The sequence below is a fragment of the Streptomyces sp. NPDC127084 genome (genome assembly GCF_042724175.1).
Taxonomy (GTDB): Bacteria; Actinomycetota; Actinomycetes; order Streptomycetales; family Streptomycetaceae; genus Streptomyces.
Map to the genome: position 1 here is coordinate 20016 of NZ_JBHXFA010000080.1, position 10427 is coordinate 30442.

Consider the following 10427-nt stretch of genomic DNA (forward strand, 5'->3'; position numbering starts at 1 on the left):
CACGCTCACGGGAAACGCGGCAGAAAAGAATGCAAAGTTACGATGATCTGAGCAAAGTACACGATTGCACGCTTTCCGCGGTTCGCCCCGGCGGGATAACGGCCCCCGGGACGAACGGCGCACGCGGCGTCAGCGGGATTCGCCCTTCCGCGGCTGCTTCTTCCCGCCGAAGGCCAGTCCGCTTCCCGTCAGATCGGCCCGGATTCCCTCGGACTCGACGGCGATACCGCGAAGGCGTATCTCCCCCGTCGCGAACTTCGGCAGTTCGAAGGAGAGCGAAAGACTCTCGGAGAGCTGCGGTGGCTTCAGCTTCAGCAACCCGCCGACCAGCTTTGGATCGATGCCGACCTTCTCCAGCAGCCAGGGGTGGTCGACAACCACATCGACCAGGTTGACCTTCATCAGCTGCTTCAGGAACCGTGGCGAGCCGGTGAGTTCACTCAGCTTCGCTTCGCTGCGCAGGGCCCGGTCGATCTGCTCGCCGGGGATCCCGAGGCGCTCGACCACGGCGGGCAGCGCCAGCAGCGCCTTGGCCCGGGCGGCTTCCCGGCCGATGCGCTGCGCGGCTTCGGCGTGCAGCCGCAGTCCGGAGCGCTCCGGGTCCTTGCCCGGGCGGTAGGTGAAGAGGCCGGGCACGTCGAGGCTCATGTCCTTCACCGTGGTGGACACGGCCCGGTCCCCGTCCTGCCGGATGTACGCCCGCGCCCGCAGGCTCACCTCCCGCCCGGCGACCGGCAGCGATCCGGCGATCCGGATGCCGCCGGAGCCGGTCTCGGTGAACTTCACCTGCGAGGCTCCGAGTTCGCGGTTCAGATCGTCGAACGAGAGCAGTACGTCGCCGTCCATACGGTCGACCACCGCACCTTCGACGGCGGTCGGCAGGTCCCCGACGATACGGATGTCCTCCGCCGTGGCGTGCACCTCGGCGATCGAGATCTTGTCGGCGGCCACGTCCGGGACCGTCACATCGGCCCGGTCGATCCGCTGACTCAGCACCTGGGTGAGAAAGGGGAAGCCCTGGATCTCGACCTCGGGCCGGGCTCCCCCGCCGAGCGACTGCCGGATCTTCTCAGCGGCCTTGTCCTCGGCGTAGGCCACTGACAACCGGTCGCCGGCGACGAAGAGGGAGCCCGACACCACAACGGCGACAGCGAGCTTGAACACCGCCGGCAGGGCCGCGAGTCGGCTGCGGCCCCGGTGGTTGGGGGGTGACCACGCCTCCTCATCCTCGTCCTCATGCGAGCGGAGGCCGGGTGTGGCGGGTAGCACTGTGCCGCGATGCGGTGAGTAACCACCACGCTCAACCAATTCAGGCTCTGGGTCAGCCAGTTGAGCGAGCTCTTCGTACGGGTTCGGGCGCTGCGCTGTGATGCGTGTGGGGGGTCGCATCAGCTCATCCCATCATGCGCACCACCCTCGAACGCAAATTCGCCTGATGTGAGGTTCGCTGCTTCGCACACCGGCTCAAGGTCACTCGATGCCGCGGCCGCGGCGGAACCTCTCCAGTCCGGCCTCCAGGGTGACCATCCGCTCGGGATAGGCGTACCGTGCCCGCTCGTCCGCCGGCAGCTTCCAGGGCTCGTGCACGGCGGGCCCCTCGATTCCGGCGAGTTCGGGCACCCAGCGGCGCACATAGGCGCCGTCCGGGTCGTAGCGCCTGGCCTGCCGCACCGGGTTGAGCACCCTGTTGGGGCGGGTGTCGGTGCCGGTGCCGGCCACCCACTGCCAGTTGAGCTGGTTGTTCGCCAGATCACCGTCGACGAGCAGATCGAGGAAGTGCGCCGCGCCGACGCGCCAGTCCATGTACAGGGTCTTGGTGAGAAAGCTCGCGGTGAGCAGCCTGCCGCGGTTGTGCATCCAGCCTTGGTGGCGCAGCTGGCGCATGGCCGCGTCGATCACCGGATAGCCGGTACGGCCCTCCTTCCAGGCCTGGATCTCCTCCTCGGCACCGCCACCGGAGCGCCAGCGGTCGTGCCGGGTCCGGTAGTCGTGGGCCGTGGTGTGCGGCCGTGCGTCGAGCACCTGCTGGTGGAAGTCCCGCCAGCACACCTGGCGTACGAAGGCTTCCGCCCCTTCGCCCGCCGCCGAGCGCGCCCGGTGGACGACTTCGGCCGGTGAGAGCGTGCCGAAGTGCAGATGCGGCGAGAGGTGCGAGGTCGCGTCAGCCGCGAGGTCGTCATGGACCTCGGCGTACCGCGAGATCCCGCTCCGCAGCCATGCGTTCAGGAGCGCGCGCCCCTCCGTCTCCCCGCCGCGGGCCAGGCCCGGGGAGATCCCGGTGACGTCCGCACGCGTGGGGATGTCCTGCGAGGTCACGGTTCCGGGCACCCGCACCGGCCCGGGCGCGCCGAGGGTGCCCCGGATGTCCTGCTGCGACCAGCGGCGGAAGTAGGGGGTGAAGACGGCGAAGTGGTCCGATCCCGCCGGCACGACGGCACCCGCTCCCAGCGCGCTGACGACCGCGTCGTGCACACGCAGCCGCCGCCCTTGCCGCTCCAGAGCCTGGCGCAGCCGGGACTCGCGGGCGTGGGCGTAACCGCTGGGGCCGGATGCCATGTGCACCTCGCCGGCGTCTGCTTCGCGCACCACCGCGCACACCTCTTCGACCACGTCACCCGAGCGCACCACCAGCCGCCCACCGCGCTCACGCAGCCCGCGATGGAGATCGGCGAGGCAGTCGGCGAGAAAGGCCCGCCGGTTGGGTGCGTTGAAGGGCAGCTTCTCGATGTCGCGGTCTCGTACGAACAGCGGCACCACCTCGTCGTGGGACGAGAGCGCGGAGCACAGCGGCGGGTGGTCGTGCAGGCGCAGATCGGCGGTGTAGAGGACGACCGCTGCGGTCATGAATTCACTTCCTGGTCGGTAGAGCGGGTACCGGATTCCTCGGCGCGTACGGCGGCTCTGGCGATGTTGCGGGCCATACCACCGAACACAACGGCGTGGAACGGGGATACGCTCCACCAGTACATGTGTCCGAGCAGACCATGCGGGTGGAAGAGCGCCCGCTGCCGGTAGCGTGACCGCCCGGCCCCGCCCGCTCCGTCCATCGCGTCCCTCTCGGCGGGCTCCGCGGGCTCGGCGTACATTTCGAGCCAGGCAAGCCCCGGCAGGCGCATTTCGGCGCGCAACCGCAGCAGTCGTCCCGGCTCGATCGCCTCGACCCGCCAGAAGTCGAGGGAGTCGCCCACCCGCAGGTGGGCCGCGTCCCTTCGGCCGCGGCGCAGCCCGTCCCCGCCGACCAGCCGATCCAGCCAGCCGCGTACGGCCCAGGCGAGCGGGAAGGAGTACCAGCCGTTGTCACCGCCGATGCCCTCGATGACCCGCCACAGCGCTTGGGGGGAGGCGTCGACGGCGAGCGCACGCCGGTCGGTGTAGAGGCTGCCGCCGGCCCAGTCGGGGTCGGTGGGCAGAGGGTCGCTCGGGGCTCCCGGCAGGGCGGCGGACGACCAGCGCGTGGCGACCTGCGCTTCCCGCACCCGACGCAGGGCCAGGGCGAGTGCCTGGTCGAAACCGATCGGGGTGCCGGGCGGGTCGGGGACGTACCGGGCGATGTCGTGTTCGCTGCAGACGACCTCATGGCGCAGTGATTCGGCGAGCGGCCGGGCGAGCGACGGCGGCACGGGGGTGACCAGGCCGATCCACTGGCTGGACAGGCGCGGGGTCAGCATCGGCACCCGCAGGATCAGCCGTCGCGGCAGCGCGGCCACCGCCGCGTACCGCCGCATCATCTCCTCGTAGGTGACGATGTCGGGCCCGCCGATGTCGAACGCGCGATTGGTGTCCTCCGGCATCCGCGCGCTGCCCACGAGATAGCGCAGCACGTCCCGGACGGCGATCGGCTGGATACGGGTGCTCACCCAGCTCGGGGTGACCATGACCGGCAGGCGTTCGGTGAGGTAGCGCAGCATCTCGAACGAGGCGGAGCCCGAGCCGATGATGACCGCGGCGCGCAGCACGGTCGCGGGCACCCGGGACCTGAGGAAGATCTCCCCCACCTCGGCGCGGGACCGCAGATGGGGCGAGAGCTCCGCTGCAGGTACGTCCGCCGGGGTCAACCCGCCGAGGTAGACGATGCGCCGTACACCGGCGGCACCGGCGCGCTCCGCGAAGAGTGCGGCGGCATCCCGGTCCGTTTCCTCGAACCCGTGTCCGGTGCGCAGGGCGTGCACGAGGTAGTAGGCGATGTCCACGCCGTCGAGTGCCGCGCCGACCGAGTCCGGGTCGGTCACATCCCCGCGTACGACTTCCACCCTGTCCGCCCAGGGGTGGCCGCGCAGCTTGTCCGGGGACCTCGCCATACAGCGCACCCGGTACCCGGCCGCCAGCAGCCCGGGCACCAGCCTGCCTCCGATATAGCCTGTGGCGCCAGTCACCAGGCAGTGCGGGCGCCGGTCATCCTTGTGTTCTTCCCTGCTGCTCATGGCTGTCTCCGTCCTTCCCTTCCACCGCTTCCGGTCCCTGCGTCCTTCCGTGTCTCCTCGGCCCCTTCCCATTCCTTCGGGATGTGCCCGTGCGGGCATGAACGCCCTTGAGCAGGCATGACGGGTGAAGAGGCGTGGTGGAAACGCGGCGGCTGGGTATGGGGAGCCCATGAACACACTCCGGGTGGGAAGAATCCGACACCGCCTGCACGCCAGGGACGTGGCCCTCTTCGCCAGGGTCGCCTCGCGGCGCTGGCCGGGCGCTGAGCCCGTGCTGCCGCGTCTGAGCACCAGCGCCAACCACGGGCTGCTGTGGTTCGGCATCGGCGCCGGGATCTGGGCGCTCGGCGGAGTGCGGGGACGACGGGCCGCGGTACGCGGGGTCGCGTCCCTCGCGCTGGCCTCGGCGACGGTGAACACCCTGGCCAAGGGGGCGGTACGGCGGGCCAGACCGCTGCTGGACGATGTCCCGATCATCCGGCACCTGCCGCACCAGCCGGTGACCAGCTCCTTCCCTTCCGGGCACGCCGCCTCCGCGGCGGCCTTCGCGACCGGTGTCGCCATGGAGTCGCGCGGCTGGGGCGCGGCGGTGGCCCCGGTCGCGGCTTCGGTGGCCTTCTCACGGGTCTATACCGGTGTCCACTTCCCGAGCGACGTGCTGGTCGGCGCCGCGCTCGGGGTGGGAGCGGCGTACGCGGCGCGGGGGCTCGTACCCTCCCGATCGCAGCTCCCGGCACCGGCCAGGCCCCGGGCTGACGCCCCGGCACTTCCTGAGGGGAAGGGCCTCACCGTGGTCGTCAATCCGTCCTCGGGGGCCCAGCCTCAGCTGATCGACCCGGTGCGTCAGCTCCAGACGGCGCTGCCGCAGGCGCGTGTGGTGGTCTACGACCCCGAGATCGGCCCGCTGCCCGAGGTGCTCGCCGAGGCGGCGAAGGCCGCCGCCGAGTCCGGCGGTGCGCTCGGGGTGTGCGGCGGAGACGGCACGGTGAACGCGGCGGCTGCGTGCGCGCTCCGCTTCGACGTCCCGCTCGCCGTGCTGCCCGGCGGTACCTTCAACCACTTCGCCGCCGACCTGGGCGCCGACACGATCGCGGTCGCGTGCGCCGCCGTGGAGGCGGGCAGCGCGGTGCGGGCCGATGTCGGCCGGATCAGGACGCTCCCGGATGCGGAGGAGGAGGCATCCGCCGAGCGCGGGGGCGCCCAGCCGGGTGCGGACGAGCCGCGCTACTTCCTCAACACCTTCAGCATCGGGGTCTATCCGGAACTGGTGCGCGTCCGGGAGCACTGGTCACCGCGCGTCGGCGGACCACCGGCAGCCCTGATCGCCGTGCTCCAGGTGCTGCGTACGGCCCGTCCGCTGCGCGCCAAGGTGAACGGGAGGGCCAGGTCCGTCTGGCTGCTGTTCGCCGGCAACGGGGCCTACCGCAGCCTCGGCATGGCTCCGGCCCGGCGGCATGACCTGTCCGACGGTCTGCTCGATGTCCGAATCGCGCACGGCGGGCGGTTCGCCCGCACCCGGCTGCTGGCCACCGCTGTCCTGGGCGGGCTCGCCCGCACCCGTCTGTACGCCTCGGCGCGGCCACGCCGGCTGCTGATCTCCGATCTTCCCGAGGGCACGAGCATGGCGTATGACGGCGAGGTCGTGCCCGCCCCGTCCTCGCTGCTGCTCGACAAGCTCGACGAGGCTCTGACGGTCTACCGCCCTGTGGAGGACTGAGCCTGTGGCGGACTGAGCAGAAGCCGTCGGTCGCTCAGGACGGTTCCATCCGGCCGAACAACCCGGCGTGACCGGGCGGGAGCTGGGTGAGGATACGCCGTAGCAGGGCGTCGTCGGCGGTCTCGGCGACGACGCCCAGCACGGCGGTGACGGCGCGCCGGGCTTCGCCGAAGTCGCCGTGGTCACGGGCCGCCACCGCCGCGACGAACCCGCGCGGGGTCAGCGGTTCGCTGGCCGGCTCTCCATCGGTCAGCAGCGGGCCGCACTGCCGCGGCAGCAACCGGGCGAGATCACTGCGGTCGTCACCCACCAGATGGGCTCCCAGTACGTCCAGGACCGACTCGGTGGCGTGTGCGGCCTCCTGCCGCAGGGTGTAGCGGCCCCGTTCCTGAACCTGATCAAGCAGCGTTTCCAGGGGGATGTTCATGTCCGCTCCTTGTCGTCGCCGCCCCTCGGCGGCATGCACCCCCGTTACCCGCGAGGGGGTGGACTACGCGATCCGTCACCCACACGGACGACGAGCGCGGAACTGGTCGAATTCGTCGGGACCGGGGGCCTTCTGACGGCCCTGCACGGTGTGCGGCAGGATGTCAGATCGCGCCGGTCGGAGCCGCGGTTTCCGTTCACCCCGGCGTGACCGTACGACCGCACTCCCAGAATCCACAGGTGGCAAGGTGACGAGACATCACATCCGGCTCAGAGCGGCATCCACCGCCGCACGCGCACTCCCCCGCACCGCGGGAGGGGAGCGTTGAACCGGGACCTCACCCCGCATGATCTGATCGTCGCCGGAATAGCGCTGGCCGCGGGCGTGGCCGCGGGCCTGCTGCTGCGCCTGCTCCTGAAATGGCTCGGCGTGCGTGCGAGCCGGACCCGCTGGGGCGGCGACGACATCATCGTGGACGCGCTGCGGGCGCTGATCCCGTGGGCAGCGGTCACCGGAGGCGCGGCCGTGGCGGCGTCGGTGCTGCCGCTGACCGCGCCCGTCGGACGCAACGTCAACATGGTGCTCACCGCGGTTCTCATCATGGCCGCGACCCTCACGGCCACCAGGATCGTGGCCGGTCTCGTACAGGCCCTGGCGCAGTCCAGGTCCGGTGTCGCCGGATCAGCCACGATCTTCGTGAACATCTCCCGTGTCGTGGTCATCGCCATGGGCTTCCTTGTGGTCCTGGAAACCCTGGGTGTCTCCATCGCCCCGCTGCTCACGGCTCTCGGTGTGGGCGGTCTCGCGGTCGCACTGGCACTTCAGGACACCCTGGCCAATCTGTTCGCGGGTGTGCACATCCTCGCCTCCAGGACGGTGCAGCCCGGCGACTACATCCGGCTCAGCAGCGGAGAGGAGGGGTACGTCGTCGACATCAACTGGCGCAACACCGTGGTGCGCCATATCTCCAACAACCTGGTGATCATCCCGAACACCAAGCTGTCCGGGACCAATATGACCAACTACCACCGTCCTGAGCAGCAGATGACGCTCACCGTTCAGGTGGGGGTCGGCTACGACAGCGATCTGGACCATGTGGAGAAGGTCACGACGGAGGTCATCGACAGCGTGATGGCGGATGTCGACGGTGGTGTGCCGGACCACGAAGCGGCCATCCGCTTCCATACGTTCGGCGATTCACGTATCGGCTTCACGGTGATCCTGGGCGTCGGCGAATTCAGCGACCAGTACCGGATCAAGCACGAGTTCATCAAGCGGCTGCACCGGCGCTACCGCGCCGAGGGCATCAGCGTTCCCGCGCCGATGCGGACCATCTCAGTGGAGCAGGGGGAGTTGCCGATCCCTCAGCAGCGTTCCACCGAGCAGGCCCTGACCGTGCACGCTCCCGTGCACGGCACCCCCACCGCTCCCCCGGTGTGAGCGTCCGGGCAGGCGCGCGGTGAGACGCACATCAGCCCCCTGCCGGACCCGTGTACGGGTCCGGCAGGGGGCTGCCTGGCGGAAAGGGTACGCCGCTATCGCCGGCGCGCGCCCTGGCCCCGGCCACGTGTGCGCAGCAGCACGGCGGCACCCGCGATCAGCAGCATGGCTCCGGCCGCGGACGGCCACAGCTGGGCACCAGTCGAGGCGAGGCTGCCTCCGGCCTGGGCCTGGTCGGCCGTGTCGACCACCTGGTCGGCGGACCCGCCCTGCTCGGCGGGCTTGTTCTGCTGGTCGCCGCCACCGTCGTCCGGGGTGGTGCCGGTCCCGGCGGGCTGGCCTGCGGCCGAGTCGTTGGCGTCGCCTGTGTTGCCGGTACCGGCCGCAGCGCTCGGCTTGCTCTTCACCAAGGGCTGATTGGCGTCGGAGCCCGGCTGGGCCTCGGGCTGCTCGGCGTCGCCGCCCGGAGCCTGCGACTGCTCGCCGCCGTCCTGGTTGCCACCATCGTTCTGGTTGCCACCATCGTTCTGGTCGCCACCGTCCTGGTTGCCACCATCGCTCTGGTCGCCACCGTCCTGGTTGCCACCGTCGTCCTGGTTGCCATCATCGCCTTCGCCCGCACCCGGGTCACCAGGCGCCGGGGGGTCCTGCTGGTCGTCGTCACCGGCCGGCGGGGCTCCCGCGTCGCCGCCGGCGCCGCACTTGCGCCCCTCGTTGATGCAGCTCACCAGCTCGTTCATCAGGTTGTCATCGAAGACGTTGATGAAGTCGCCGTGGTCCGTGACCGGCTTGTGCAGCTGCTCGGGGAACGAGTCGACCGCGAAGACGCTCGGGTTGTCCCCGTCGAAGACCGGCGGCGGCACGTCGTACACGATCCGCTGCACGAGCTGCGGAATGGCCTTGAAGCCGTTCTGGCAGGCGCCGTTCTGGTCCGCGAACGCGACATGGGTGCGGTGGTTGGCACTGTCCGCGTTCTGGCCGTCCCAGCAGCTCTGGAACTTGAACGAGCGCACCACCTTGCTGCCCTCGGGGCAGATCGGGTACTTGTCCTTGAGCTGGCGGTCCTCGAAGCCCGTGCAGCTCCAGGACGCGTTCGCGTTGGCGTTGCCGTTGACGAACGCCTTGGCGTCACCGGTGATGATGCGCAGGAACCGCGGCATCGCGGTGACCTCGCCGACCGGGCTGCCGACGAAGTTCAGCGTCACCTCGGACGGTGTCTGGATCTCGCCGACGTTCTTGTCCTTGCCACCGCCGTCGGCCTGCGCGTCGTTCTCGTCCTGACCGTTCTGCACACGCAGCACCGGCCAGTAGTACGTCGACTTGTCGCCCTGGTCCTGGCAGGTCGTCTGGCCGTTGGCGAGGTCGTCGTCGCTGGCGAAGGCGTCGTTGGCCTGGTTGCCCACATAGTCGTGCATATGGTGGGCACCGTTGCTCACACCGGGCGCCACGATGACGTTGTCCGGGTTGAACTTGCCGTTCTGGTTCGTGCCGCAGCTGGTACTGAAGGTGCCCTGCGAAGCGCCCTGCTGCGGCTGCGGGTTCTGCACGTTCGGCTGGATGGACTGGATGTCCACGAAGTCGGACGCCTCGGGGCCGTTACCGGCCTGACCACCGCTGCCGTCGCCCTGACCGCCGGCGCCCTGGTCCTGACCGCCGTCCTGCTCCTGGCCGCCGTCCTGCCCCTGCTCCTGGTCGCCGGTGTCGGCGTCATCGGCCTGGAGGGCGCACGGGGCCATGGCCTCAAGGCCCTCCGGGCTATCCCCCGCCCCCCGGCCGATGGCGATCGAGATCCGTTCGATACCGGCCGTACGCTTGGCCTTCAGCGGATCGAGTACGGCGTTCCGCGCGTACTGCGGATCGGCCGCTATCCGGTCCCTCTCATCGGCGAAACGCTGGTACGCCTCGGTGATCTGGCTGTCCATCGCGGCCAGTTCACGGTCGACCTCCTGCCTGGCGCCTTCCGGCACCTCGGGCAGCCCGTTGGCCACCTCGGGGCACTTGATGGTCGACGCGGCGGCACCGGCGCTCTGCGTCTGGTTCTCCCCGTTCCATCCGCTGGGCCAGGGCCCACCGCCTTCACCGGCGGAGGCATAGGAGTTGACCGCGATCAGGCCACCCCCACCCAACATGAGAGCGATCGAGGCAACAAGCGCTCGTTTGCCCCGCTTAGACCGTCGCCGCACTGTGCGTCCCAATTGGAGCTCCTATGTTTCCTTGCCGGCGTGCCGTACACGCGCGCTGATGTGAGAGCAGCGTCGAGGTACATACGGAAGTGACACACGGGGCGTTCAAACCGACAGGGAACTTGGGCCGAATCCGGTACAGGTGTGGGGGGCCCGCCGGCCGCGGCCGCGGGCCCCACCGCCCCCCCCGGGCAGCCCCCTCCCCCCCCCAACGGCAGGGCGCGGCCCCCCCCCCCCCA

7 protein-coding genes are annotated in these 10427 nt (G+C 70.3%); 2 read left to right on the forward strand and 5 right to left on the reverse strand.

Going from position 1 to position 10427, the window contains the following annotated elements:
• Positions 1 to 129: 129 nt before the first annotated feature.
• The 3 genes from ACFWI9_RS19550 to ACFWI9_RS19560 form a co-directional block, all read right to left on the reverse strand.
• Positions 130 to 1164, reverse strand: a complete 1035-nt coding sequence (locus ACFWI9_RS19550; RefSeq protein ID WP_387163598.1) for a DUF2993 domain-containing protein — start codon at positions 1162 to 1164, stop codon at positions 130 to 132.
• Positions 1165 to 1470: 306 nt separating this feature from the next.
• Entirely contained in the window at positions 1471 to 2844 is a 1374-nt protein-coding gene (locus ACFWI9_RS19555) for a cryptochrome/photolyase family protein (RefSeq protein WP_387163600.1), read from the reverse strand.
• Positions 2841 to 4421 (reverse strand): SDR family oxidoreductase, encoded by a 1581-nt coding sequence (locus tag ACFWI9_RS19560; protein ID WP_387163602.1) that lies wholly within the window; start codon positions 4419 to 4421, stop codon positions 2841 to 2843. Before ACFWI9_RS19560 ends, ACFWI9_RS19555 begins: the two co-directional genes overlap by 4 nt.
• Before the next feature lie 169 nt (positions 4422 to 4590).
• On the opposite strand from ACFWI9_RS19560, the gene ACFWI9_RS19565 reads away from it, so the two are divergent.
• On the forward strand, positions 4591 to 6138 hold the full coding sequence (locus ACFWI9_RS19565) for a bifunctional phosphatase PAP2/diacylglycerol kinase family protein (RefSeq protein WP_387163604.1): 1548 nt from the start codon (positions 4591 to 4593) through the stop codon (positions 6136 to 6138).
• Positions 6139 to 6172: 34 nt separating this feature from the next.
• On the opposite strand, the gene ACFWI9_RS19570 is transcribed toward ACFWI9_RS19565, so the two are convergent.
• Entirely contained in the window at positions 6173 to 6565 is a 393-nt protein-coding gene (locus ACFWI9_RS19570; protein ID WP_387163606.1) for a DUF2267 domain-containing protein, read from the reverse strand.
• A 324-nt stretch (positions 6566 to 6889) separates the two neighbouring features.
• Here ACFWI9_RS19570 and ACFWI9_RS19575 point away from each other — a divergent pair, with 324 nt between their 5' ends.
• On the forward strand, positions 6890 to 8005 hold the full coding sequence (locus ACFWI9_RS19575; RefSeq protein WP_387163608.1) for a mechanosensitive ion channel family protein: 1116 nt from the start codon (positions 6890 to 6892) through the stop codon (positions 8003 to 8005).
• Positions 8006 to 8100: 95 nt separating this feature from the next.
• Here ACFWI9_RS19575 and ACFWI9_RS19580 read toward each other — a convergent pair whose 3' ends face one another.
• Positions 8101 to 10134, reverse strand: coding sequence for a DUF1996 domain-containing protein (locus tag ACFWI9_RS19580; RefSeq protein WP_387163611.1), 2034 nt, complete (start codon positions 10132 to 10134; stop codon positions 8101 to 8103).
• Positions 10135 to 10427 lie beyond the last annotated feature (293 nt).